This is a genomic window from Methylobacterium sp. P5_C11 (genome assembly GCF_054049775.1).
Genome location: NZ_JBFULS010000071.1, coordinates 1 through 24,484 on the forward strand (window position 1 = coordinate 1; position 24,484 = coordinate 24,484).

The window sequence follows — 24,484 nt, forward strand, 5'->3', positions numbered from 1 at the left end:
TGTGGATCAGGCCCTTGCCCTCCTCGAGCACCTCGCCGGTGCGGAACACGGCGCAGTTGTTCTGCATCGTCTTCTGCATCTCGGCGCGAAGCTCGGCCGTCGGCGTCGAGCCGTCGGCGTAGCGGAACCGGTCGAGGCGCTCGAGGGCCTTGTCTGTCGCGCCCTTCGGCAACTCCATGGCCCTGCCGTTCGGCTCGACGATCTCGGCGCAGCGCTTGCCGGCGGCCCGGCCGAAGACCACGAGGTCGATCAGCGAGTTCGAGCCCAGGCGGTTGGCGCCGTGGACCGAGACGCAGGCCGCCTCGCCGATCGCCATCAGGCCCGGAACCACCGTGTCGGGGTTGCCGTCGCGTAGCGTCAGCACCTCGCCGTGATAGTTCGTGGGGATGCCGCCCATGTTGTAGTGGACGGTCGGGATGACCGGGATCGGCTCCTTGGTCACGTCCACGCCCGCGAAGATCCGCGCGGATTCCGAGATGCCGGGCAGGCGCTCGTGCAGGATCTTCGGGTCGAGGTGGTCGAGGTGCAGGTAGATGTGGTCCTTGTTCTTGCCGACGCCGCGGCCGTCGCGGATCTCCATGGTCATGGAGCGCGAGACCACGTCGCGCGAGGCGAGGTCCTTCGCCGAGGGGGCGTAGCGCTCCATGAAGCGCTCGCCCTCCGAGTTCGTCAGGTAGCCGCCCTCGCCCCGGGAGCCTTCCGTGATGAGGCAGCCCGCGCCGTAGATGCCGGTCGGGTGGAACTGCACGAACTCCATGTCCTGGAGCGGCAGGCCGGCGCGCAGCACCATGGCGTTGCCGTCGCCCGTGCAGGTATGGGCGGAGGTGGCGGAGAAGTAGGCGCGGCCGTATCCGCCGGTCGCCAGGATGGTCATCTGGGCGCGGAAGCGGTGGATCTCGCCGGTGGCCTGATCGAGGGCGATGACGCCGCGACAGCGCCCTTCGTCGTCCATGATCAGGTCGAGGGCGAAGTACTCGATGAAGAAGTCGGTCTGGTTCTTCACCGCCTGCCCGTAGAGGGTGTGCAGCATGGCGTGGCCGGTGCGGTCCGCCGCCGCGCAGGTGCGCTGGGCTGTGCCCTTGCCGTAATCCGTGGTCATGCCGCCGAACGGGCGCTGGTAGATCTTGCCTTCCTCCGTCCGCGAGAACGGCACGCCCCAGTGCTCCAGCTCGTAGACGGCCGCGGGGGCGTTGCGGACCAGATACTCGATGGCATCCTGGTCACCGAGCCAGTCCGACCCCTTCACGGTGTCGTACATATGCCAGCGCCAATCGTCCGGCCCCATGTTGCCGAGCGAGGCCGAGATGCCGCCCTGCGCCGCCACCGTGTGGGAGCGGGTCGGGAACACCTTGGTGATGCAGGCGGTGCGCAGGCCGGCTTCCGAGCAGCCTACCGTGGCGCGCAGGCCTGCACCGCCCGCGCCGACGATCACCACGTCGAAGGCGTGGTCGTGGATGGTGTAGGCAGGCCCGCTGCCGTTTGTGCCGTTGGCGGCCATGTTCGGCTCCTCGAGATACGTTGTGGCGGGGTCAGGCCGGCTGTACGAAACCGATGCGCAGGACCGCGTAGAGGCAGGCGACGGCCACGACGACCGCGTACGCATTGTTGGCGAGCACAGCCGCGATCTTCGTCGCCGGCGCGTGAACGTAGTCCTCGATGATCACCTGCATGCCGAGACGCATGTGGATCGTCACCGAGAGGAGCGCCAGGATCAACAGGATCGAGACGAGGGGGGTCGCGACGAGGAGCCGCGCCTCCGCGTAGCCGCGGCCCGACATCTTGGCGATGATCACCACGAAGCTCAGCATCAGCACGACGTTGGCGATGGCGGTGAGCCGCTGCAGCCACCAATGGCCGGCCCCGTGATGCGAGACGCCGAGACCGCGCACCCGGGCGCGCGGAGTGCGGATCGAGACACGCGTGTCCTGCCGGACCTCTTCCTGAGCCATATCGGCCTCCTCAGCGGACCAGAAGGGCGACCGCCCAGATGACGAAGGTGAGGGCCACGGAGCCGATCAGCGTCAGCCGGGCCATCGAGAGACGCTTCTCCCGGTCGAAGCCCACGCCCGTGTCCCAGATCAGGTGCCGGATGCCGCCGAGCATGTGGTGCATCAGGATCCATGTGTAGACGAACAGGATCAGCCGCCCGAACACGGAGCCGAAGAATCCGGCCACGTAAGAGTATGCGACGGGTCCGGAAGCCAATGCCACGAGCCAGATCGCGACCAATGCAGTGCCGCCGTAGAGAGCGGTGCCGGTAATACGGTGAAACACCGACATCGCCATCGTCCAGGTCCAGCGATAGATCTGGATATGGGGCGATAACGGCTGTGCCACTGTCGGGCGCGCGGTGGGTGCCATCGGGTTGAAGCCTCGCAGCTGCGAACTGGACCGTGTCTAATCTGGTAGCGCTAGTGCCTGAGCGGGCAAGCCGCAATCCGTCATGGTGCGGCGCAATGTGCCGTCTCGGGCGACACTTTGCCGATTCTGTCACTTCAGCTGCCCCAGGATGCGCCACCACGCATAGTCGAGGGGCGCGGCGACGAGGAGCGACAGGAGGCCGAAGCTCACGGTCAGCCGCGTCGCGTCCCGGAGGCGGACGCGCCCGAGTTCGCTGGCGAACACGATCGGGGGCGCCTGATAGGGGAAGAACAAGGTCGAGTAGCCGATCACCTGAAGGGAGACGACCGCGAGGGGCGACAGCCCGCTCGCTTCGGTCATCTCCCCCGCCAGGGCCGTGTAGAGAGCCGGGGCACCGTTGGCGGTGACGAGGAGGGTCAGCACCGTGGCGATGCCGGTCAGGACCGCGAAGTTCTGTGTCGGCGCATCGTGCGCCAGGGGCGCGACCGTCAGCAGGAGATGCCCCAGGCGCTCGCCCAGCCCGGTCTCGTTGACCAGAGCGACAAGGCCGAGGAGCGCCGCGATGTAGAAGCAGGTCCGCAGGTTCACCTGCTGGAACGCCTCCGGCGGAAGCACTCCGATCCGCGGCAGCAGGCAGACCACCGCGGCGGCGAGGCCGACCCAGGCGGGGGCGAGACCATGCAGGCTGTCGGTCATCCAGAGGACCAGGGTGCAAGCCATGATCACCGCGAGGCGCCGCTCGGCCGCGGAGACCGGCGGCAGCACCGGCAGGGTCGGGACGGCGGAGCCGAGGTGGTCCGGGAACAGCCGGACGATGAGCGCGACCAGCAGTACCCCCTTCACCAGGGCCAGGACCGGGGCGTGCAGGACGAAGTAGGACAGGTATGACAGGTGCAGGCCGAGCAGGTGCTCCGCCGACCCGGCCATCACGAGGTTCGGCACGTTGGCGGGCAGGATCGCCGCCGACAGGATCGGCGTGGCGAGGCCGACGGACAGGACCGCTCCCGCCCGTCCCGGGCGCCCGTCCGTGAGGCCGAAGGCGTCGCAGAGCGCCAGGGTCACGGGAATCATCAAGGCGATGCGACCGAGATTCGACGGCATGACGAGGGCGATGAGGAAGCTCAGCGTCACAAGCCCGGCGATGAAGCGGGCGTAGGATCCCGAGAGCCGCAAAGCGAGCGTCTGGGCCACTCGGGCACCGAGGCCCGTCCGGGTCATGCCCTGCCCCACCACCATGCCGGACAGGACCAACCAGAAGGCGGAGGAGGATAATCCCGAGAATACCGTGGCGGCTGAGCCGAGGCGCAAAAGCATCGCGAGTCCGAAGAAGGCCAGCGCCGTGACGATCTCGGGCAGGAGGGCGGTGGCCCAGAGGCCCATGCACAGCACGAGCAGCGCCGCCGTCACCGCAACAAGACCCTCGCCGCTCACCGCGATCGTCCCCGCACCACACTACGCCGGAGGCGGCATCCTCATCGGATTGGAACGGTTCGCAATTCGGCAGTTGTTGAGCGAGCCTTCGTCAATGGCGAAGGTTATGGATCGGACGCGCCGTCGCGGCTCGCGAATCAACGAGAGCGCCCGGCCGGATCCCGGCCGGGCGCGGTGCTGTCTCGAAACGGCGCCGCAGACATGAAGCCCGCGCCGCGCGGTTCAGTAGCCGTAGCCGTAGTAGCCGTTGCAGGCGGCCGGATCGTAGGCGCCGTAGTCGTCATTGTAGGCGCAGCTGTCGTAGCCGTAGCCGAGGCCGCCCAGGCCGTAACCCACTCCGAGACCGAGCCCGACTCCCGCGAGGCCGTAACCCAGGCCGCGACCGTAGCGACGGCCGTAATAGCCGCGGTTGACGTATCCGCGGCCGACGATACCGCGGTTCCCGATCCCGCCGTACCGTCCGGCGTTATTGAACCCGCCCGTCCGGAGGCCGCCGCCCCGCAGCGCGCCGACGCCGGCGCCGGTCACGCCGGCCGCGCCGAGCCCGGCGCCGCGGAATCCACCGCCCAGGCCGCCGACGCGGGCAGCACCGACGCCGCCGTTCTGAAAGGCCCCGCCGCCGAAGCCGCCGTTCCGGAACCCCCCAGCGCCGACGCTGCCGCCGTGGAAGCCACCCCCGCCGAAGCCGCCGCCGTGGAAGCCACCCCCGCCGAAGCCGCCACCGTGGAAGCCACCCCCGCCGAAGCCGCGGGCATCGGCGCCGCTCGGCGCCAAAGCGACGGCCGCCAGAAGGGCGGTGGAAACAAGTGCGATACGAGTCATGGAATTGCTCCGCTCGATGTGTAATGTCTTACACAACTCAACATCGGTCAACGCGGCTGTATCCAAGCTTGAGTATTGCCAGCGGCGTGGCAGTCGGTCGCTGAGACTGTAATCTGCCTCGCCGCTTGCGCGGTCTCTCGCGGAAAGTCTTACCGAAACGGCGGCTCATCGAAGCTGCGCAGCTTGCGCGAGTGAAGCCCCTGCCGGTCGGCGCGGAGGACGTCGAGGGCTGCCAGTCCCACCTGGAGATGCTCGGAGACGGCCCGGTCGTAGAAGGCGTTGGCGGCGCCCGGAAGCTTGATCTCGCCGTGGAGGGGCTTGTCGGAGACGCAGAGCAGCGCGCCRTAGGGCACGCGCAGGCGAAACCCCTGCGCGGCGACGGTGCCGCTCTCCATGTCGACCGCCACCGCGCGCGACTGGTTGATCCGCCGCCTCTCCTGGCTGAAGCGCAGTTCCCAGTTGCGGTCGTCGTAGGTCACCACCGTGCCGGTGCGCAGGCGCCGCTTGAGGGCGTCGGCCTGCTCGCCCGTCACCGAGGCGGCGGCGCTCTGGAGTGCGACCTGCACTTCGGCCAGCGCCGGCACCGGTACGTCCGGCGGCACGAGCTCGTCGAGGATCCGGTCACGGCGAAGATACGCGTGCGCCAGCACGTAGTCGCCGATGGTCTGCGACTGCCGAAGGCCGCCGCAATGTCCGACCATCAGCCAGCAATCCGGGCGCAGCACGGCGAGGTGGTCGGTGATGGTCTTCGCGTTCGAAGGACCGACCCCGATATTGACCAGCGTCGTGCCCTGCTGGGTCCCGTCGGCATCGCGGGCCACCAGATGATAGGCCGGCATCTGGTGGCGATGCCAGGGCGAGGCCGCGATCACCGCGGCGGGATCGGCATCGGCCGCTTCGGCCCGGCTCACCGAGACGCCGCCCGGCAGGACCAGCCGCTCGAACCCCTCCGTGCCCGAGGCTAGCCGCTCCAGCCCATGGCGGACGAACTGGTCGACATAGCGGTGATAGTTGGTGAGCAGGATCCAGGGCTGGACCTCGCGCCAGTCGCAACCGGTGTAGTGCACCAGACGCCGGAGCGAGTAATCGACCCGCACGGCGTCGAACAGCGCCAGGGGCAGCGGCTCGCCGGGGATCTGGTCGAACGTCCCGTCGGCGATCTCGTCGCCCACGAGCGAGAGGAGCGGGACCGGGAAGTAGGTGGCGAGGTCCGCGCCGTCGACGGCCCGCCCGCCCGCGTCGAGCCCGGCCTCCAGCACGTAGGGATAGGGAATCTCTTGCGCGCTCAGACCGACCTCGATGGCGATGCCGTAATCGGCGACCAGCGGCTCCAGCTGACGGGTGAGGTAGGTTCGGAAGAAGCCCGGATGCGTGACCGTGGTGGCGTAGGTACCGGCGGCCTGGAGCTTGGCGGTGGCGCGCCGGACCCGCGGCAGGGGCCCGTCCGGGCGGTAGCTGATCCGCAGCTCCGGGTAGCGGAAGGCAAGCCGCTCCGTGGCGTCCGGCGGCGGCCCGCCGGCGAGGTACCGCTCCAGGGCGCTCCGCAGGGCGCCGGCCGCGTCGTCGTAGAGCTCCACCAGCTGGTCGATAGCGGTCCCGGCATCGGCCACCGCCTGCATCGGCCGCAATTCCCGCTCGATCATGTCGCCTCCGTTGCTGCTGCCGGATCTACACCCCGCGCCATCCGGGTGCGAGATGCGGGGTTGCGAGCCGCGGACGCATCGCCGACAAGCCCGCCGGCATGGAGCGAGGCGGCATGGACGCGGAAGAGTTCGGGACCCGTCCCGGTGAGGAACGCGCGGCGCTGCCCGCGACCTTCGACGCGGGCCTCCACTTCATCGGCCGGCTGCGCACGCCCTGGCAGGCGCGGTCCGACTGCCCGAAGAACGGCCTTCAGACCGACGCGGTCTGCACCGTCGAGGTTGATCCGGCCTTCGCGCCCGGCCTGCGCAACGTCACGGGCTGCACGCACCTGATCCTGCTCTACTGGATGGACCGGTCGACCCGCGGCCTCGTGATCCAGCGCCCGCGCCACGCCGACGGCCCCCGCGGCACCTTCTCCCTGCGCTCGCCCGCCCGTCCCAACCCGATCGCCCTGTCGGTGGTGGAATTGCTCGGCCGCGACGGCGACACGCTCCGCGTGCGCGGGCTCGACTGCCTCGACGGCACGCCGCTCCTCGACATCAAGCCCTACTACGCGTCGACGGATTCGCGGCCCGACGCGCAGGTCGACCGGGCCGGGGCCGAGCCGTGAAGCGCGCCGTCCTGCTGATTCTCGGTGGGCTCGCCCTCCTGGCGATCGGCGGATACGCTGGATGGCGCTTGCACCGGCCTGGAGCCGACGCGCGGGCCTACGCGGAGATGCGCCTGATCGCCGTGCAGGTCAGCCTCGACGAGGCGCCGCCGGACTACGTGTTCTGGGCCGGAGATTCCCAGGTGGAGCTGCAGCCCGGCAGCCAGCGGCCCTGCGGCCTCGAATTCCTAAACGGCGGGGTCAGCGGCGCGACTGCGGCCAGCTACGCGGATTACCTCGCGCGCTTGACCTTCAAGGTCCATCCCCGGCTCGCCGTCCTGACGGTCGGGACCAACGACATCCTGGTGAAGAACAAGCCGCAGCTGCCTAAGCCGACGGAGCAGTTCGAAGCCGCTGCCGAAGCGATCGTCAAGCGGCTGCAGGCCCTGAGCCCGCGCGTCGTGGTGACCGCCCTCCCCCCGGTCGGACGTGAGATCGGCAAGCTCGTCGAGGCCGGCGCGGTGGCCGATTACTCACATCGCTTGCAGACCCTCTGCGGACGGCTCGGCTGCGTCTTCACGGACCCGTTCGCGGCCCTGCGCGACGGCGATACCGGCTACGCCAAGCCCGGCGCCCTGCGCGACGGGCTGCATCTCGCGGCGTTCCGGCCGGCGCTGAAGGCGGTTGAGCCGGCGCTCTGCGCGCCCTGACGCCGCGTCCGGGCGCGCTGACAGTTCAGCGCCCGCTCACTCCCACTCGATCGTGCCAGGGGGCTTCGAGGTGATGTCGTAGGTCACCCGGTTGATGCCCTTCACCTCGTTGATGATGCGGGTCGCGACCCGGCCTAGGAAGGCCATGTCGAACGGGTAGAAATCGGCCGTCATGCCGTCGACCGAGGTGACGGCGCGCAACGCGCAGACATGGTCGTAGGTGCGGCCGTCGCCCATCACGCCGACGGTCTTCACCGGCAGGATCACCGCGAAGGCCTGCCAGATCGTGTCGTAGAGCCCGGCCTGCCGGATCTCGTCGAGGTAGATCGCGTCGGCCTTGCGCAGGGCTTCCAGCTTCTCGGCGGTGATCGTGCCGGGGCAGCGGATCGCCAAGCCCGGTCCCGGGAAGGGATGGCGGCCGACGAAGGCCTCGGGCAGGCCGAGTTCCTTGCCGAGCACCCGGACCTCGTCCTTGAACAGCTCGCGGAGCGGCTCCACGAGCTTCATGTCCATGCGCTCGGGCAGGCCGCCGACATTGTGATGGCTCTTGATCGTCACGGACGGCCCGCCCGTGAACGACACGCTCTCGATCACGTCCGGGTAGAGCGTCCCCTGAGCCAAAAACTTCGCGCCGCCGATCTTCTTCGATTCAGCCTCGAACACGTCGATGAACAGGCGGCCGATGGTCTTGCGCTTCACCTCCGGGTCGCTGACGCCCTCGAGCGCCGCAAGGAACATCCCCGACGCCTCAACGTGGACCAGCGGGATGTTGTAGTGGTCGCGGAACAGCGCCACGACCTGCTCGGCCTCGCCCAGGCGCAGGAGCCCGTGATCGACGAACACGCAGGTCAGCTGGTCGCCGATCGCCTCATGGATGAGCACCGCCGCCACGGCGGAGTCGACGCCGCCCGACAGGCCGCAGATCACCTTCTCGAAGCCGACCTGCGCGCGGATCTTGGCTATGGCCTCCTCGCGATAGGCACCCATGGTCCAGTCGCCCGAACAGCCTGCCACGTCGCGCACGAAGTTGCGGATCAGCAGGGCGCCGTGGGGCGTGTGAGCCACCTCCGGGTGGAACTGCACCGCATAGTAGTTGCGCGTCTTGTCGGCCACCGCCGCGAACGGGGCGTTCTTCGAGATCGCCACGGTGGTGAAGCCGTCGGGCAGCTTGGTCACCCGGTCGCCGTGGCTCATCCAGACCGGGTATGTCTCGCCCTTGTGCCAGACGCCCTCGAACAGGGGGCAGTCGGCCAGGATCTCGACCTCGGCCCGGCCGAATTCCGCGTGGTGGCCGCCCTCGACGGCGCCGCCGAGCTGGGCCGCCATGGTCTGCTGGCCGTAGCAGATGCCGAAGACCGGGACGCCCGAATCGAACACCAGCTGGGGTGCGCGGGGCGAGGCCTCGACGGTCACCGATTCAGGACCGCCCGAGAGGATCACGCCCTTGGGCTTCTGCTCGCGGAACGCGGCCTCGGCCTTCGTGAAGGGCACGATCTCGCAGTAGACGCCCTCCTCGCGCACCCGCCGGGCGATGAGCTGCGTCACCTGAGAGCCGAAATCGACGATCAGGATCTTGTCGTGGTCGGTGTTCATCGCGGGCGATTATCCGAAGGCCGAGGCGCGCGCAACGCGCCTCGTCGATGCGGGCTGGGGATCGCCCCGCAAGCCATGCGCCAGCGTCGTGCGCGTTCAGTCGAAATTGCGGACCTTGGCCGAGCCGCCCAGGCTGATCGCCGGCTTCGGCGCGGCCCCGGCGAGGCTCACCTTCTTCTGGCCCGGCGGGGTCTTGGCGCGCAGCTGCGGCGCCGCCTCGGGCACTGGCCGGGACGGCTTGAGATGGGCCTGCCCGTGGATCACCGAGCCGATCTCGCCCGCCACCCGGATCAGATCCTCGCGGTCGCAGGAGCGGGCGACCTTCAGCCCGAGCTTGTGCATGTGGCTCTTGCCGTAGAGGTACGCGGCGAGCTGGGCGCGCTTCAGCGGCGGGATCTCCTCGAGGATTAGCGGCAGGTCGAAATCGTCGGCCCGATAGACCGAGCCCAGAACCTCCAGGGTCACGGGGCAATCGACTTCTGGCTCGGCGCCGCTGGTCGGATGCGCTTGCGTCATGGTTGCCTCTCGGAGGTCGATGGATCGGGGTGCTGGTCGGATGCCCCGGAGCCGGGGTCGAGTTCAACCCCTATCGGGACGGTGAGGTTCGTCATCCGATCCTCGGCGGGTGCCAGCGCGGGGACGGGCTCCGGTTTCCAATCGCCGAGACAGCCGGTGCAGACGGATTCGATGACCGCGCGGGCATGCGCCTGCCGCCGCGCCCACAGCGTCTCCCGGGCGGCACGCGCGGCCTCGGCGTCAGACAAAGGCCGGATGCGGATGAACAGCGGCTCCTGTGCGCAGGCCGGGGCCGCCGACAGGGCGACGATCCCGAGCACGATGCGCAGGCGCCGTCGGCCGTGAACGCGTCCCCGCGTCGATGGCGCGATCCCCGCCATGCCCTGTCTCCCGGTCGAAACGAGCCCGATACCTTCACCCATAGGGTAAATCAGGTCTTAACGCTGCCCTTCGTTCGGCGGGCGTCCCCGCCTGCAGCCGGTGCGCCCACCCTGCCATCCTCCCGGTCGGTCCGGCGCCGTTCCTGGGCACGCCCGAGCCAGACGCTGTTCACGAGCCATGCGAGAGAGAGCGGGATCGCGACCCCGGCAATGCTCGCGCTGCCGAGTCCAAGCCCCTCGATGCCGGTGAACGACCAGGCGCCGACCTGATCGCCCAGACGGTAGACGACGGTGTCGATGAAGCTCTTCGCCTTGTAACGGTCCTCCCGCGGAACCACCGTGAACAGCACCTCCCGCACCGGCCGGGCGATGGCGAAGTTTCCGGCCCGCCGCAGCACCTGAAAGCCGACGATCACGCCGATCGTCGGCCAGAGGGCGAGCGCCGCGAAACCGAGGATGCTGAAGGCGGGCAGGATCGCCAGCGTGAGGGCGACGCCGATGCGGTTCACGATCCGGCCCGTGAGGAACAGCTGAATCCCCAGCGTCAGGACGTTCACTGCCAGATCGACGCTGGCGAAGAACGCGGTCTGGGCGCCGCGGTCCGGGAAACTCCGCTTCGCGATACCGGCCTGCTCGAAGTAGAGGAAGGTCGATGTCACCGAGAACAGGAGCAGGAACAGGGAGATGTTGAGCAGGTAGGGCGACGCGAGTGTCCGCGTCACACCCGCCAGGACGCTTCCGCCGATCGTCCGATCCTGCCCGTCTGCGGCGCCCTGGCCGCCGCCCGGGACCTCGTGCAGCCGGGTCGACAGGGCCGCGAGGCCACGCATGCAGAAGACCGCGACCTCGAGCAGCAGTACCGCGCAGAGCATCAGGCCCCAGGTCGGGACGTTCTTGGCGAGGAGCGCGGTGGTGGCCGAGCCCGCGATGGCGCCGAGCGTCGCCCCGGCCGCGATGAAGCCGAACAGACGCTTGCCCTGGGCATTCGAGAATACGTCGACGATCGTCGCCCAGAAGATCGAGACCACGAACAGATTGAAGATCGACAGCCAGACGAAAAAGACCCGACCGATCCAGACGGACCAGTCCGGCGGCGCGACGTAGAGCGTGAGCGCGAAGGCGACGATGTTGGCCGCGAAGAACCGATAGGTGATCGGCACGAATTGCGCCCGCGGCATCCGCTTCACAAGGTAGGCGAAGGGCAGGTTGAGGCCGAGCATGCCCACCAGGGTGGCGGTGAACAGCCAGGGCAGATTCTCGATCCCACCCGCGACGCCCATCTGGTCGCGGATCGGCCGGAGCACGTAATAGGCGGCCAGGATCGAGAAGATGTAGGCCCAGGACCACGCCAGCGCTCTGCCCTCGCCGGGCTGAACGTCGATCAGTCGGGAAAGCGCTGCGCGGGCGCCGCGGGTATCAGCCACGGGGCGGAATACGTCCCGGGCTTTCGGAGGCCGGGGCGGCCGCGCCGAGCCATGCGCGCAGCACGCATCTCGGCTGTGCGCGCCTCATTGTCCGAGCCCCAGCTTCGCGCGCAACTCCGGTGCGGTCACGTCCTGTCCGAAACCCGGCGCGCCGATGGCGACGCGATCCGCATCCTTGAGCGTGCCGATGACGACCGGGTCGAAACCGGCATCGCGAACCAGCCCCTCCGCCACCTTGAGCGCGGCGGGATCGTCGCCGGCGATCGGCATGGCCATGCGGCCTCCGACGCGGTCCCGGCCGCCATTCGCACCCTCCTTCGCGAAGATCTTGTAATTGGCGGAACTGAAGGCCCGCACCAGCCTCGCATCCGGAAAGTACTTGGCGGAGGTGATGCCGATGCCGTTCGCCTGGACTTCGTCAAAGAGGGCGCCGTCGCGTTTCTGCGTGGCATTGCCGGCGTCGAGCACGACCTTGCCCTTCAGGGCTGCGCCGTTCTCCTTGGCGAGGTCCGGATAAGCCTTGTAGGGAACGGCAATGAACACGGCATCGCCGAACGCGATCGCCTCCTCGGGCGTGCCGGCCTTGGCCTTCGGCCCGAGTTCAGAGACCATCGCGGACAGCTGCTCCGGGTGGCGGGAGGCGAACATCACCTCGTGACCGTCGTTGACCCAGAGCGCCCCGATGGTGCCGCCGATATTCCCGGCTCCGATGACCCCAATCCGGATCTTCTTCGGGCTTTCCTGGGCCGAGGCGGGCATGGCGGCCGCGACGGCGATCCCGGCCGCGAGGGCGAGGGCCGAACGACGCGTGATGAAATCAGACCGCATCGATGAACGTCTCCATCTGCTTGCGCTGCGCCGCGTCCGGGAGCCGGCCGCGGGCGGCACCGAGGTTGTCCTCGACATAGGCGGCTTTCGCCATGCCGGGGATCGGGCAGGTCACGGCCGGGTTGCCGAGCACGTATTTCAGGAAGACCTGCGGCCAGCTCGTGCAGCCGAGATCCGTGGCGACCGTCGGCAACGCCTTGCCCTGCACCGCCTTGAACAGGCGGTCGCGGCCGAAGGGCACATTCGTCATCACCGCCATGCCGCGATCCGCCGCGAGCGGGATCACGCGCTCGGCGGCGGTGCGATTGTCGATGGCGTAATTCACCTGAATGAAATCGAGCGTTTCACGCTTCATCACGGCTTCGAGGGCGTCGAGTTGATTGTCGCGCCAGACCGTCACCCCGAGGTAGCGAATGCGGCGGCGAATTTTCAGGTCGCGCAGGACGGCGAGGTTCTCTGCCACATCGATCAGGTTGTGGACCGCGACGAGGTCGAGACTTTCCACCTTCATTCGCTTGAGCGACTGCTCGTACTCCGCAACGGTCGCCTCCCGTCCGGTGGTGTCGACCTTGCTGGCAAGGAATACGTTCTGCCGCAGGCCCGGCTCAGCCAGGATCAGTCCGAGAACGTCCTCGGCCGTGCCGTAGCTTGGGGCGGTGTCGATCACGGAACCACCGAGGGCAACGAAGGTCTTCACGGCGTCTTTCAGAGGCGCGATCGCCTCTGGCGTAGGCTCGACCTCGTAGCGCCGCGACGTGCCGATCCCGATCGCGGGAAGCATCTCGCCGGTGGAGGGTATCGGTCGGCGAAGCAGCGGTTCCGCCGCAGAAGCGAGGCGGCCGGCCAGCGGCGCGAGCGCGCCCGCGGCGATGACGGCGCGACGGGATAAGGGCATGATCGGCCTCCGGCGGCATCACGATACCGCAGCAGATAGGGCGCCGACGCCGCATGTGAATTCTTTATTCTCACGCTTGCGCGAGCGCAGCCGGATCTTTCGGCGGCTGTCCGCGGGCTAATCCTCTTCTGGCGGATCTTCGAACTCTGCGCCCTCGGTATCCGGTGCGATGCGGAATCGGTACTCGTCAATCGCTAGGAATGCGCGGTGCGCCGTCTGCGGGTCGATCCCGTCGCGGACCACGAGGGTCTGAAAGTCGATGAACAGGCGGGCAATGCGCGCCTCCTCGGCGAGGGCGGCCAGGGCGGACGAGCTGGCGCCCGCGCGCATCATGTAGCGCTTGGCCTCACCGGCGGCATCGGGAGCCGGCAGGACGACGACCTGCCCGGCCGTCTCCGGCTTCAGCTCTGCCCAGCGCACGGGCGTCCAGGCGATGATGGCGTCGATCTGCTTCATCGATAGCTCCGGCAGGGGAACGAGATCCGCCTACCGGTCACTGTCGCCAACGTCGAGGCTCCGGGCTCCGGGGATCAGGGCGCGCGCTCCAGCTGGCCGCGGATTTCACCCTTCGGGTTCGCCCCGGTGTGGACATTGAAGTAAACCCGGCCCGCCGCGAGATCGGAGGCCTTCGCGTCGTCCAGGGTCGCCTCCCCTGAGAACGGGCTGGTCGCCGCGGTGACCGGAACCAGCACGCCGGCATTCTCACCGGCCTTTGCGGGTCCGTGGAAATGGGCCGCGGTCACGGGGCCGGTGAGACCGCTGTATTGGCCGGTCCAGCTGAGGTGCTTCGTGGCGGGATCGAAGGTCGCGGTGACCTCGCCAGTGCCGCTGGACGTGGTGGCCGGAACCTCGCTGCCGCCCTTGAGGGTCGCGCGGTAGGTGACACCGTCGCCCGCCGCGAGGGCCGGCCCGACGACGAGCGGCGCTCCGAGGATGAGAAGGGCCGCGATGCGAGGGCTCATGCGCGCAATCATCGAACGCTCCGAGATGGGATGTCAGGGGCCTCAGGGTGGCCCGGTGCCGGAACATAGGAGTGCCCGCCGGGCTGGACATGGCCGCCGGCGCCGCAATGGTCGGGTCTCAGTGACAGCCGCGTGCGTTCTTCGCGCTCCTCGCGCACCGAGCACGCCGTGCACGACGCGTACATGCGATTTGCGCGCGCGAAACCGTTGACACCGTGCGGCCGCTCTTCCTATACCGCCGCCACTGCACGCACCATCCTGATCGATGCGTGCGGCTTGAGGCGGGGTAGCTCAGCTGGTTAGAGCAGAGGAATCATAATCCTTGTGTCGGGGGTTCAAATCCCTCCCTCGCTACCAAATTTATGCAACCCCGCTAAGCACTTAGCGGGGTTTTTGTTTGCCTTGCTCTCTGCGGGTTTCGGCTTTAAATCCTAGAACAGCGCTAGCGCAGCCGAAAAAATTATCGTGCGGGCGTAACGGTTTGCTGGGGGCTCAGAAAGCAGCCTAGCGCACTTCTAGCGCAGTCGGCTCGAGCAGAAGCACCAGACAGGCCCGCACCGTGAGCACCCCTGGCAACGTCCAAGCCGAGCGCTACCAGCTGTTCCAGCGCGCCGGCAGCACCAAGTGGCAGGTGCGCTTCAGCATCAAGGGTCAGGGGCAGTTCAAGCGATCCCTCGACACGGACGACCGCAGAGAGGCTGAGCGCAAGGCCGACGCCATCTGGTACGAGGCCACCTACAGAGCAAAGCAAGGGCTCACGGCAAAGGCGCACACCTTCGAGAGCGTGGCCGAGGCGTACATCGCGCAGATCCTGCGTGAGGTGGAGCGCGGCGAACGCCGAGCCGACCAGGGCAAGAGCGAGCCCGCTGTGATTCGCCGCTACTTCATCGGCTACTTCGGTCAGAAGCCCATCGACGCGGTCACCGAGACTGATCTGGAGCGCTACGCGGAGTGGCGGCGCACCTACTGGACGGAGGGCCTCGGTAAGCTCGTCACGCACATCGAGTATGAGCGCGACGGACATCGCTTGCGCCGGCCCGTGCGGCGCTCGGCCCCGTCCCTGAGCCGCCAACGCGGAGAAAGCGTGGTGCTGCGCGCGCTGCTGCGCTGGGCCTCGCGGCAGGGCTATCTGAAGACTCCGCCGGAGATCAGCATCAAGGCGCGGCGTTCACCCGACAACCGGCGGCCGAGCTTCGAGCCGCATGAGTTCGCCAAGCTGGAAGCGGTGAGCCTCAGCCGGCTGGTGGACCCCATCATGGAAGGCACCGGCGCGGAGGTGCGGGCCAGCGACCGGCGGAGCTGGCGCATCAAGCGGCTGGATGACCACACCCGGCGTGATCGCACCGTGCTGCACGCGTACGTGATGATCGGCGCGTTCTCGGGCCTGCGCCCCACCGAGATGTACAACCTGACCTGGGGCGACGTGCTGGGCTACCGCGCCGGTCGAGGCAAGAGCGTGGATGATCGCGACATCCGGCTGCAGGTACGAGGCAAGGGCAAGAGCGGCAAGGCCATCCCGCAGAAGGCGGCGATCCCGTGGTTCGACACCCTTTGGATGCTGTTCGAGCGAAGCATGGGCCGAGAGCCAGCTGATTCGGATCCGGTCTTCGCGAGTGAGATGGGCAAGCGCATCACCTCGGTGGCCAACGGCTTCACCGAATTGGTGAAGGCGGCCGGCTTGGAGCGGGATCACCGGGGGATCAAGCGCACACCGTACTCGCTGCGCCACTTCTACATCAGCGAGCAGCTGGCAAACGGGGCCGAGGTTCTTGATGTGGCGCGCAACTGCCGCACATCACTGGCGATGATCGACAAGCATTACGGCCAGGTGCGGCTCGAGCGTGTAGTGGACCGTTTACGGCCTGAGTGGACGCGCGCATGATCAGAGTCACAGTTGGCTAATATTGTTAAAAAACTTAGGACCGGCCCGAACCAGCACCCCGAGCTCCGCCAGCTTAGAAAAGTCCTGCTATCAGATTTCTAACACTCGCCGCTATCGTGCGATGGCCATCGCCGATGAGAGACAAACATACTTCGGCACGTAGTCTCGAACGGCGCATTGGAGCGCCGCCTCCAAGTTTCTCAGCAATGGGCAGAAAGCTACGATTACCAGCTAGGATCCCGCCGCTTTCGCCTGTCATCAAGCCCGTAGAGAGGCAATGATCCGATCAGCTGGTCTGGCGCCTCTGCGGCTTTGTTGCGCTCTTCGACGCCGATGGCGAGCGCTAATTGAATTAATGCTGACCTCGCAATCTTCATCACCCGAAGTGCTTTGGCTTCAAGCGAATCGCTGTCGATCGACAGGCCCAATCCGTTGGTCGCAGGCGCGATGAGCATCAGATCCCATGCCCATCCTTCATGAACTTGCAGGTATTTATGCTCAAGCGCGTTGCGGATGTCATGCAGCTCTCGGGCATCCGCCGCAGTCGTACGCTTCAGCTCGTCATCGAACAGCTCCTTGGACAGCCAATAGAGACCACGCAGCGGCCAGTTAGGACAACTTTCGAAGCTATCCAGCAGGCGTGACTTGCCTTCAGCCATCCAGACATTCTTAAAATTGATGCGGTCAGAGATTTTGCCGAGCTTCCAGACATGGTCGACTAGGAACGCCACCTTGTCGAGCAACGAGTAAGCGATGCGGTAGGCGGCACGGACGCGCTCGGTCGCTAACGAATGCGCCGGGTAGTCGAGCGTATCGAACAACCGCACGCCGCGGTCCGAGAAATGGAGCTTGGTGCTGCTTAAACCTTCGTACAGCATAAAGCGCGCTGAGGCATATTCCTGCTTCATCTGATTGAAGAAGCCGAAGACCGGCGGCGGCGTGACGGCAACAGACCGGTCATCAAAAGACTCCCTGATTGTCGGCAGTACGAGATCATCGATTGCCGCCACCGTGAAAGCGCCGAGATCGTTCAGCGGGCTGAGGAAGAGCCTATGATCAAGGCACCAACGCCGATAGGCTCGCTCGGCCTTGCTGCGCCCAAGGTTAGTGCCATCGAGATCCTGCAAATCGCGTACACGATCCAGATCGACCGCCGCGGCATATTCGGAGGCAGTCGCGGCGAACCGCCGCCGCAGGTCAGCCTGATTATCACCTTCATAAATTGCATCTGGCGTAACCGCTGCCGCCAATCCGTCATGCGCGTGCAGCAGAAGGATCGCCCGTTCACGATCATCCTCCAACAGCCCGCCATAATGTTTGAGGCCCAAGCCGCGGTTCGCTAGCGCCATTGCAAAATTGGGGATGATTCGCAGTGCCGTATCCCAGCCCTCGATCGCGTCGACCAGACGTCCAATGGTGTTAAGCTGGTTGGCGCGATTGGTTAGGATCTGGCAGCGGCGGCCGATGTCGAGCTCGGCAAAGCCGGGATGTGCGGCAGCGCGGGATAACGCCAAGATCTGATGTTCTCGCTCGGCATGCTCCCAGTCCCAAGAACAGCGCTCACCCGCCAGCTCTTCCTTGGCGCTCCAGGCATTCGCGCGGAAATACTCGATGAGAGCGCCTTGCTTGGACTTTAGCTCGCGCTGCGCCAGCTCGTCGAGCAGATAGAGGGCACGTTCGACACCGCGCCCGAACTGTGTGTCGAGTGAAGTGTCGATCAGGATCGCGATATGGTTGAGTGCGGTGTCGGTATCGAGCTTTGCGATAGAACGCTTACGTAACTTTTCCATTTCCGACAAAGCCGGCATACATCATCCCTTCGTCGACGGTCCTTTTCTGGTGTGATGACTTGCCATCAGTCGATCACACAGCGATACGAGCGCCCGCAGTAGAGTTCAGTAGATCGGCTAATTGTTAGCGAAGTAAATCGGGAAGTTCGTAGAGAAGCTTCAGCGCGTCTGACCATCCAACGTCTGAAAACAGGCGCAGGATTTCAACCAGCGCGGCGCGGCGCTTGTCGTCTTCGAAAATTGAGCGGTGGTCAGCAATATAGCGGGTGATCATCCTCACGATGACTGGCGTAGCAAGGCTTTCGTGATGATAGCCTTCACGCGCGGCGGGACCTGTCAGCAGCGCATGGAGCGCGTTGAACACGCCGGTCGGATCACCAGGGATCAGAAATTCGTAGAGTTCGACGAGCTGATGGTGTGTCGAAGGTTCGTGTGAGGCCGCCAGCAAAGTGAGCATCGGGCGATAATCCACCAGGAACCGGTGCATGGTGTCAGCAGACACAAGTCCGACCACCGCCTCGGGACCGTCGGCATGCGCGCCTGAGCCAAAATAGAGCTGGTTCATGAGGCGGCGGATAACCGACTCCGCCGCCTTGTAGGTGGCAATGGCGGCATCGTGCTCAGCGCCCTCGATCGTCCCGCCCGTCACCACAGCATGGCTGACTTTCGCAGCCACCGAGCACGCCTCTAAGATGACCATCGCCGCTTGTTGAGCGCGATCGGCAAGCCCGGCATCACGCTGCTCGCCGCTAGCATAGCGGGCGAAGAACGCGCTACGCAGCATCGACAGAAAAGAGGTCAAGAACTCGCGGTGCGCGGTGGGACTGTGAGCTCCGGTCTTGAGCCATTCGAGCGCGAGCGCCTCTTCCTGCCAGCACCAGAGCTGCGCTGTCAGACCGCCGAGCTGTTCGGCTACCTTGTCGCGGCCGGGCTTGTCGTCGTGCTCAGTCGCTTCGCAGCGAGCCCGCACGATCTCGATGATCGCCTTGCACTTCTCGACATCGTGCCAGGTTAAGCGCCAGACGACATAGTGCAGGAAGGCGCTCAGTACCTCGATGTGCGGCTCGTCGCGCGCGACATGTTCGGCCAGAGCCCACATCTTCCCGAGTGCGATGCGGCTCAGCACCTGCAGGCTTTGCGACGCCTGGAGACGGACCTGCGGCGCCGGATCGGCGAGGATCGCGTCGAACATGTCAACGATCTCGCCATGATCTTTGCCGAACCGGTCAGCAAGCGAGACATAGGCACTGGCCGCATAGACGCGGACCTCCCAATTGCCCCAGCTCAGGCTGGAGTTTTCGTCCTCCTCCCAGGCCCCCGGGAAGCGGCTCGCCCAAAGCCGCCGCAACACTTTGAGCAGTTCCTCGATCGGCGGCATGCCATCGATCCCAGGCACATAGGACTGCGCACTGGCGATACGTTCAACGGCATTACTGACATGGCCCCAGACCGGCTGCTCGACCCTTTCATGCAGCGCATGGGCTTGAGCGTCAAAGAACGCGATCGTCTCCGATACTTTCGCCCAGAGCTCGGCGAGGGACGTGCCGCTACTGCTCGAGGGCGTGCTCTGAACTTTGTCATGGAGCGCCTCGGACAGCGACAACATTTGCGCGTCCACGCCGTCCTCGACGTCGACGCCTTCGTCGGCAAGCAGGCTGCGCGCGGCCCCGCGCGACGAACCCCAGCGCACCGTAACCGACCGCGTCGGCGGATTACCGGTCAATTCGTCCGCCGCCGCAAGTTCCTCGCGCAGCGTACGCATTGGATCAGTCGCGATTGCATCCGCATCGACCAGCGACAGGAAGCGGCGGAGCGTGCGGCGCCACCAGCGCTGCTCAACGTCATCCGCAATTAGATCGATCCGGAGCGCTTCGTTCTCGAACGCAACCCGCTCGGAAAGCAAACGCGACGGATAGACTGCGGCTAAGAAGCGGACGGCATCCCGTACGATGTCGCCATGCATCAGGATCGTGATGTTGCATGCGAACGGCCACAGCAGGTCGGCGACCTCGCGGACGCGCTCGGCGCCGACTCCGAGGATACGAGTCCACACTGCCGGCCCGGCATAGCCGGTCGCGGCCGCATCGACCGTGCCGGCAAAGGCCGCAGGCGAGCAGCTACGCAGATGCGCAACGAGTTGTGCGAGTACATCATCGTCCTGTGTGCTGTGGCGATCCTCTGTGTCATCCCAAGCTTTATATTCATGATCATGACCTAGCAGGTCGAACGGAGCCCGGCCCGGCACGACGACCTGTTCACGTCCGCTGCCCAAAGGCATTGCGCGATTGATGTCACCGAGCGACGCTTCTACGATCGCGCGCGTGCCAAGCGGCGCCGACAACTCCAGTAGGCGCGTGACTCGTCGGCCCAGATCGTACCGGCAGTGCCGGTAATCCTGGCTGCGGTTGGACGAGAGTGGCATAATCCGGCTTGCCTGCCCGCCCATGAACGAGGTGCTAATATCGGTGATGTCGCGAGAGTAGAGCACGCTGTAGATCTCGATCGCGAAATTGGCGTCGGCTTGCGCGATCGGCATGATCTGTTCGGAGAGCCAACTAGCTTCCTTGTCGGCATGGGCCGAGAAATGCGGATCGCGGAGCATCCGGTCGAGCAGTGCTCGTGACGCCTTTGGATCAGACGCGAAGCTCTTGCCGACGAAGCGGATTGCGTTGATCGCCGTCTGCTGCATCAGCGGATCAGCGGCCCAAGCAAAGGCGAGTAGTGCACGCGCGGCACGGCCAAAAACGTCCAGCAGCGCGGGTTCAACAATGTCACTCGCGTCGAACAAGGTGTGGAGCAGGAAGCGTGTCGCGTCGGAAAAGTCGCGCGAGCCTGCCCTGATCGCGGCGTCGGCGACCGTCGCCCAGGCGAGCGCTTCGTCCGGCACGATGCTGCCGGCGGCATCAACCGCCAGGCCGACGAAGCGGGCGAGCCGCGAGAGCATCGTCGCAAGCGCCTCGTCATTCGGCCGAGCCGCGATCAGCTCGACCAGCCCTGCGATATCGGTCGGCGTTGCCACGCGCTCGATAGTGGTGCGCAGCGCGACATTGGCGAGCACCGGATCAACCGCTGGATTGGCGTATATGTCGGCGACCAAGCGCCAGACCTGCGCCTTTCCATCGGCGTCCTGGCGCCACAGCCGCTCAATCGCGAATCGCAGCGCAGGCGCGAGCATGAGCGCGATCGAGCTGTCGCCGCCGAGCTGCAGAATGAGCCGCGCGGGATCGTCCCACTCAAGGAAGAAGCGGCCGGCGACATGGTCGAACAGCACATGATGGGAGAAGCTGACGAGATCGCTAGACTCGGCGAGGACGCCGGTCTGAATGACCGCATCGAGCTGATCGTGCCCGACGACCACCTTGCGCACCGCGAGCCGGCGCCGCACAACCATCGCGCCGACCGTCGCGGCCGCGGCCTGATGCGCCGAGGTACCGACGAGCCGGTGATCCTCATAGGCGTCGATAAGGTCGGACTGGGTGGCAACGGTTCGGATGCTGTCGGGTTTGGCGCCATCGGCGAGCAGTTGCGCGGTAAGCGAGAGATTGAAGACATTGCGCAGCAGGTCGCGCAGCTGGCCGGGCGCGGCGGCAAGCAATGCGCCTACATCGGCGGAAGCGACGCCGGCGGCGTCAAGATCTCCGTCCGCAAGCCGCGGCACCTGGAAATGCCGCACAGTGGCAAGACCGGACTCTGCAAAAGCCAAATCCGGCGGCGAACCGGACATGGCGTCGCGGAACCGCCGACCGTTGCGCAGGTCGAACGTGCGGATCGAAGCGATGACGGTCCAGTTCGGCGCTAAGCCCCCCAGCATCTCAATTAGATGGGCGAAGACGCCTTCCGCCGGACCACCACGCGCGGCATCGAGCGCATCGATGATGAGCAGCTTGCGCCCAGCGCCAGGGGCTGCGGCGAGCACCTCGGTCAGTGGATGCGCCAACCCCAGCTCAGACTGGAGATTGGCGGCAATGGCGACGCCTGGGAAGCGGTCGACCGAGAGAAATACCACCGTATCGCCCGTCGCGCGGTACGCCTGCGCTAGCGTGACCAGCGCACCGGTCTTACCGGCGCCCGGCTCGCCAATGACGATCAGCGAGCCTGTATCAACCGCGGTGCCAAGCGGTCCGTCGCTGGCCCGCGCGATCGGGACGCCGCCGGCGATCGGCAGACACGTGTGTCCGGCGAGACGCGCAAGCTCGGCCTCGGTCACAGCCGACAGGCGCTCCAAATCGGCGGTGTAGTCGGCGGCGCCGATGTCATTGTGGCCAAGCCTGCGAAGCTCGTTTAGCAGGCCGGCGCGATCAGCGGGCGCGCCGCTGCCGATCATGCCGCGGATGATGCTTTTTAACCCGCGCAATGGCGCGTCGCCGGCGGCTTCGGCACCATAGAGCCGTGCGCCGAGTAGGCGCGAGGCTTCACGCCAATTGTCCTCTCCCTCGTTCATCGAAAAGCGCACGATGCGGAACACCCGCGCCATCATCGACAGTTCGACGTCAGTCGGCGGCGTGGCTGAATGCGTCGCCCATGCGGTCTCCGCATGCGTCTGGAATAGGTTAAGTGCCTCGCGCTCTGCTGAAGACCGTCCGGCCTTGGTCATCGTCCAGCTGCCACCAAGATCGAACGCACGACATCCCCGCTCCAGCACGTCGAGCGTGCGCGGCGCATTAACGGCAACCGCGAGGACGGCTCGCACTTTCGCCGGATCGAACGCGATTCCGGCGGCGCGGGCGTTGATCATGAAGGCAACGAGCTGGCTGATTGTCTTGCCGAGTGGGCTTGTGGGACTGGTATCTAACCCGGCACTGGTTTTGCTCTGCAGATCGATGCGGCTGGCGTCGTCCTGATCCAGACGAATGTCGTCGAGCCCGTCACCAGTCTCAAGCTGGATCGATACTGGCAAGGTGGTGTTGGCGAGGCCGAAGCGCCCGCCGACAGGCATCCGCGCTAGCAGATGGGCGGCAAGCCAGGTGCCGACCTCGGCCTGGAAATCCATGCCAGCTTCGGTCGCGCGGCCACCGGCGCGCATTCTAGACGTCGGTGAAGCTTCGATAGCCAAGTGCGTCCCCGAAAAATTCTATCCTCTCTTGGCATGCCATCGCCGTGACACGCCTCACCATGCACGACGGTAGGTGGGCTCGGCAGAACCTTACACTCAAGCCCGTCGACGAGCAGCCCAGATGACGTTCGCTACCGCACCAATCAGGGAAGCCAGCGCGGTGGTGAATGCGGCGAGAGCAGTGATCGTGGCCGCGTCGGTCAGACCGATCTCAAGGTGCATGGGATTGCCTCCAGAGCCAGGCTTCGCTAGGCATCAGATAGAGCATAAGTACCATACGCTCGCGTCGTTCGTCAACGAGCATATGGTCCATATGCTGACGGCTTTTGGAGCGGATCGTGCTTGCCGACCTCATCGTTGACGTTTTTACCGGAAAGCCCACCAGCCGGCTGAAAACCGACGCTGCCGGGAGAGGCCTGCGAGTTGTCAGCATCAAGGACGTTGATGTCAGTATCTCGCCTCTTGAGAGGCTGGAGCAGGTGCGCGTGCCGGACCTCTCCGATCTACAGCGGCTGCAACTTCAACTGAATGACATCGTTGTAACAGCAAGGGGCGCGGTACGGTCTGCCGTCGTTCGCGAGCAGCACGTTGGCTCACTCCCAGGAGCCAATTTGATCGTTGTAAGGCCAAAGCCCCAAATCAACGCTGAAGCTATAGCTGCATACCTCCGCCATCCGAAGATAGAAGAACTGCTGCTTTCAGATTTCGCCGGATCTGTAACTCCAGGTTTTAGCGTGCATGCTTTAAGAAAACTTCCTATAAAACTACCAAGTGTAGATATACTATCAAAACTATCAGACTTATCCGACATAACAGAGAAATATATTGCTGCTATCGAAGCTTCTGTGAAAATGCGGCGCATGATCACCCTTGAAGCAATCTACAGCAACCTCTGGCCGAACGAAGAGGACGGGCTTTGAGCATCGAGCCATCCCTTAGCATCGACGCACTCAGATCCCTTTCATCACGAATCCGCGGATCGGACCGGCTCACCACCGGGCGTCGTATACTCGTGCTTGCAGCTCTTGCGCTTCTAGCAAAAGAGTGTCGACTTGAGTCGCTTTGGAAGGAGATAAGAAGTTCTGCAGTTCACTACGGTGACAGTGCGCAAATTGAAGCGCTTCTATTTAAAGTTGCGGCACTGGTGGAGCATGAGTTCGGATCGCTTGAAGGTATTTTCACACATCACCTTGTGCGAGACATATTGCTTGTGGGCGGCAGCTTACCTGAGCATGTCTCTTCCGCATCAGAATTAACGCAGTTTCCAGAATTCAAGACGATCGAGAAATTCGGCGCATTCTTCGATAGTGCATTGGACGATCTGAGCTTCGGGCCGTCGATATCTGAAACAGCGACACCCAGGCCACTGGCTAGATTGATGGTCGACCTGGCTAGGTGCTTTGAGGGGGCGAAGGTCGCCGACTTTAGCTGCGGTCAAGGAGCTTTGCTGGCGGAAACGGCGCGGAGAAAGCTAGGCTGCTATCTAATCGGGCAGGAGCTCAATTCAGTAGCCGCAAGTCTCGCCACATTGAGACTCTTCCTTCTAGGTTCGAAGGCAAAAATCGTAATCAGCGACGCGCTGCTTGCGCCGCTTCTCACTCCTC

The 24,484-nt window shown here is 65.6% G+C and carries 22 protein-coding genes and 1 tRNA gene; 6 read left to right on the forward strand and 17 right to left on the reverse strand.

Translation table 11 applies throughout. The features are described from left to right. From sdhA to ACXJKQ_RS25040, 6 genes are all read right to left on the reverse strand, one after another. Positions 1-1,498: succinate dehydrogenase flavoprotein subunit (gene sdhA / locus ACXJKQ_RS25015; protein WP_457108381.1), on the reverse strand; the 1,498-nt coding region annotated here is incomplete at its 3' end. Between the two features lie 31 nt (positions 1,499-1,529). Then, the gene (sdhD, locus tag ACXJKQ_RS25020; protein WP_457108382.1) at positions 1,530-1,949 is read right to left on the reverse strand and encodes a succinate dehydrogenase, hydrophobic membrane anchor protein; all 420 of its coding nucleotides are present in this window, start codon (positions 1,947-1,949) and stop codon (positions 1,530-1,532) included. A gap of 10 nt (positions 1,950-1,959) precedes the next feature. Next, the gene (gene sdhC / locus ACXJKQ_RS25025; protein ID WP_457108383.1) at positions 1,960-2,361 is read right to left on the reverse strand and encodes a succinate dehydrogenase, cytochrome b556 subunit; all 402 of its coding nucleotides are present in this window, start codon (positions 2,359-2,361) and stop codon (positions 1,960-1,962) included. 129 nt (positions 2,362-2,490) lie between these two features. After that, positions 2,491-3,792, reverse strand: coding sequence for an SLC13 family permease (locus tag ACXJKQ_RS25030; RefSeq protein ID WP_457108384.1), 1,302 nt, complete (start codon positions 3,790-3,792; stop codon positions 2,491-2,493). A 222-nt stretch (positions 3,793-4,014) separates the two neighbouring features. Further along, a complete protein-coding gene (locus tag ACXJKQ_RS25035; RefSeq protein WP_457108385.1) occupies positions 4,015-4,614 on the reverse strand; it encodes a hypothetical protein in 600 nt (199 codons plus the stop codon). A gap of 149 nt (positions 4,615-4,763) precedes the next feature. Beyond that, positions 4,764-6,257 carry an AMP nucleosidase gene (locus ACXJKQ_RS25040; RefSeq protein ID WP_457108386.1) on the reverse strand — a complete coding sequence of 498 codons (1,494 nt, stop codon included), beginning with the start codon at positions 6,255-6,257 and terminating at the stop codon, positions 4,764-4,766. A gap of 113 nt (positions 6,258-6,370) precedes the next feature. Here ACXJKQ_RS25040 and tsaA point away from each other — a divergent pair, with 113 nt between their 5' ends. Next, entirely contained in the window at positions 6,371-6,868 is a 498-nt protein-coding gene (tsaA, locus tag ACXJKQ_RS25045; RefSeq protein WP_457108387.1) for a tRNA (N6-threonylcarbamoyladenosine(37)-N6)-methyltransferase TrmO, read from the forward strand. Then, a complete protein-coding gene (locus tag ACXJKQ_RS25050; RefSeq protein ID WP_457108388.1) occupies positions 6,865-7,557 on the forward strand; it encodes an SGNH/GDSL hydrolase family protein in 693 nt (230 codons plus the stop codon). Before tsaA ends, ACXJKQ_RS25050 begins: the two co-directional genes overlap by 4 nt. Positions 7,558-7,593: 36 nt before the next feature. Here ACXJKQ_RS25050 and guaA read toward each other — a convergent pair whose 3' ends face one another. The 8 genes from guaA to ACXJKQ_RS25090 form a co-directional block, all read right to left on the reverse strand. After that, positions 7,594-9,150, reverse strand: coding sequence for a glutamine-hydrolyzing GMP synthase (guaA, locus tag ACXJKQ_RS25055; RefSeq protein WP_457108389.1), 1,557 nt, complete (start codon positions 9,148-9,150; stop codon positions 7,594-7,596). 96 nt (positions 9,151-9,246) lie between these two features. Next, positions 9,247-9,666: a hypothetical protein gene (locus ACXJKQ_RS25060; RefSeq protein WP_457108390.1), complete on the reverse strand. Its 420-nt coding sequence runs from the start codon at positions 9,664-9,666 to the stop codon at positions 9,247-9,249. Continuing rightward, on the reverse strand, positions 9,663-10,046 hold the full coding sequence (locus tag ACXJKQ_RS25065; RefSeq protein ID WP_457108391.1) for a hypothetical protein: 384 nt from the start codon (positions 10,044-10,046) through the stop codon (positions 9,663-9,665). Before ACXJKQ_RS25065 ends, ACXJKQ_RS25060 begins: the two co-directional genes overlap by 4 nt. 50 nt (positions 10,047-10,096) lie before the next feature. Beyond that, on the reverse strand, positions 10,097-11,470 hold the full coding sequence (locus tag ACXJKQ_RS25070; RefSeq protein ID WP_457108392.1) for an NTP/NDP exchange transporter: 1,374 nt from the start codon (positions 11,468-11,470) through the stop codon (positions 10,097-10,099). Positions 11,471-11,554: 84 nt separating this feature from the next. Next, positions 11,555-12,298 (reverse strand): NADPH-dependent F420 reductase, encoded by a 744-nt coding sequence (locus ACXJKQ_RS25075; RefSeq protein WP_457108393.1) that lies wholly within the window; start codon positions 12,296-12,298, stop codon positions 11,555-11,557. Then, complete coding sequence (locus ACXJKQ_RS25080) at positions 12,288-13,193, reverse strand: aldo/keto reductase (RefSeq protein ID WP_457108394.1); 906 nt, start codon at positions 13,191-13,193, stop codon at positions 12,288-12,290. Before ACXJKQ_RS25080 ends, ACXJKQ_RS25075 begins: the two co-directional genes overlap by 11 nt. Before the next feature lie 117 nt (positions 13,194-13,310). Continuing rightward, on the reverse strand, positions 13,311-13,649 hold the full coding sequence (locus ACXJKQ_RS25085) for a hypothetical protein (RefSeq protein ID WP_457108395.1): 339 nt from the start codon (positions 13,647-13,649) through the stop codon (positions 13,311-13,313). A gap of 74 nt (positions 13,650-13,723) precedes the next feature. Further along, on the reverse strand, positions 13,724-14,155 hold the full coding sequence (locus tag ACXJKQ_RS25090) for a CHRD domain-containing protein (RefSeq protein WP_457108396.1): 432 nt from the start codon (positions 14,153-14,155) through the stop codon (positions 13,724-13,726). Between the two features lie 280 nt (positions 14,156-14,435). On the opposite strand from ACXJKQ_RS25090, the gene ACXJKQ_RS25095 reads away from it, so the two are divergent. Then, positions 14,436-14,512: transfer RNA gene (locus ACXJKQ_RS25095), tRNA-Met, on the forward strand. 202 nt (positions 14,513-14,714) lie between these two features. Continuing rightward, complete coding sequence (locus ACXJKQ_RS25100) at positions 14,715-16,037, forward strand: tyrosine-type recombinase/integrase (RefSeq protein WP_457108397.1); 1,323 nt, start codon at positions 14,715-14,717, stop codon at positions 16,035-16,037. A 224-nt stretch (positions 16,038-16,261) separates the two neighbouring features. Here the strand turns inward: ACXJKQ_RS25100 and ACXJKQ_RS25105 are convergent, their stop codons facing one another. From ACXJKQ_RS25105 to ACXJKQ_RS25115, 3 genes are all read right to left on the reverse strand, one after another. Continuing rightward, on the reverse strand, positions 16,262-17,845 hold the full coding sequence (locus ACXJKQ_RS25105) for an LA2681 family HEPN domain-containing protein (RefSeq protein WP_457108398.1): 1,584 nt from the start codon (positions 17,843-17,845) through the stop codon (positions 16,262-16,264). Between the two features lie 106 nt (positions 17,846-17,951). Then, positions 17,952-22,817, reverse strand: a complete 4,866-nt coding sequence (locus tag ACXJKQ_RS25110; protein ID WP_457108399.1) for an ATP-binding protein — start codon at positions 22,815-22,817, stop codon at positions 17,952-17,954. A gap of 159 nt (positions 22,818-22,976) precedes the next feature. Further along, the gene (locus ACXJKQ_RS25115; protein WP_457108400.1) at positions 22,977-23,102 is read right to left on the reverse strand and encodes a hypothetical protein; all 126 of its coding nucleotides are present in this window, start codon (positions 23,100-23,102) and stop codon (positions 22,977-22,979) included. A 116-nt stretch (positions 23,103-23,218) separates the two neighbouring features. Between ACXJKQ_RS25115 and ACXJKQ_RS25120 the strand changes: the two genes are divergently transcribed. Beyond that, positions 23,219-23,800 carry a restriction endonuclease subunit S gene (locus ACXJKQ_RS25120; RefSeq protein ID WP_457108401.1) on the forward strand — a complete coding sequence of 194 codons (582 nt, stop codon included), beginning with the start codon at positions 23,219-23,221 and terminating at the stop codon, positions 23,798-23,800. Then, positions 23,797-24,484 (forward strand): N-6 DNA methylase (locus ACXJKQ_RS25125; protein WP_457108402.1); only part of this gene is annotated, 688 nt, incomplete at its 3' end. The genes ACXJKQ_RS25120 and ACXJKQ_RS25125, both read left to right, overlap by 4 nt.

What these genes read in the sequence shown, in the direction of transcription:
- ACXJKQ_RS25090 (WP_457108396.1), bottom strand. Translation starts at nt 14,155, where the DNA reads ATGAGCCCTCGCATCGCGGCCCTTCTCATCCTCGGAGCGCCGCTCGTC.
- sdhD (WP_457108382.1), bottom strand. Translation starts at nt 1,949, where the DNA reads ATGGCTCAGGAAGAGGTCCGGCAGGACACGCGTGTCTCGATCCGCACT.
- ACXJKQ_RS25085 (WP_457108395.1), bottom strand. Translation starts at nt 13,649, where the DNA reads ATGAAGCAGATCGACGCCATCATCGCCTGGACGCCCGTGCGCTGGGCA.
- ACXJKQ_RS25115 (WP_457108400.1), bottom strand. Translation starts at nt 23,102, where the DNA reads ATGCACCTTGAGATCGGTCTGACCGACGCGGCCACGATCACTGCTCTC.
- ACXJKQ_RS25060 (WP_457108390.1), bottom strand. Translation starts at nt 9,666, where the DNA reads ATGACGCAAGCGCATCCGACCAGCGGCGCCGAGCCAGAAGTCGATTGC.
- ACXJKQ_RS25080 (WP_457108394.1), bottom strand. Translation starts at nt 13,193, where the DNA reads ATGCCCTTATCCCGTCGCGCCGTCATCGCCGCGGGCGCGCTCGCGCCG.
- ACXJKQ_RS25035 (WP_457108385.1), bottom strand. Translation starts at nt 4,614, where the DNA reads ATGACTCGTATCGCACTTGTTTCCACCGCCCTTCTGGCGGCCGTCGCT.
- sdhC (WP_457108383.1), bottom strand. Translation starts at nt 2,361, where the DNA reads ATGGCACCCACCGCGCGCCCGACAGTGGCACAGCCGTTATCGCCCCAT.
- guaA (WP_457108389.1), bottom strand. Translation starts at nt 9,150, where the DNA reads ATGAACACCGACCACGACAAGATCCTGATCGTCGATTTCGGCTCTCAG.
- ACXJKQ_RS25110 (WP_457108399.1), bottom strand. Translation starts at nt 22,817, where the DNA reads ATGGATTTCCAGGCCGAGGTCGGCACCTGGCTTGCCGCCCATCTGCTA.
- ACXJKQ_RS25065 (WP_457108391.1), bottom strand. Translation starts at nt 10,046, where the DNA reads ATGGCGGGGATCGCGCCATCGACGCGGGGACGCGTTCACGGCCGACGG.
- tsaA (WP_457108387.1), top strand. Translation starts at nt 6,371, where the DNA reads ATGGACGCGGAAGAGTTCGGGACCCGTCCCGGTGAGGAACGCGCGGCG.
- ACXJKQ_RS25075 (WP_457108393.1), bottom strand. Translation starts at nt 12,298, where the DNA reads ATGCGGTCTGATTTCATCACGCGTCGTTCGGCCCTCGCCCTCGCGGCC.
- ACXJKQ_RS25105 (WP_457108398.1), bottom strand. Translation starts at nt 17,845, where the DNA reads ATGCCGGCTTTGTCGGAAATGGAAAAGTTACGTAAGCGTTCTATCGCA.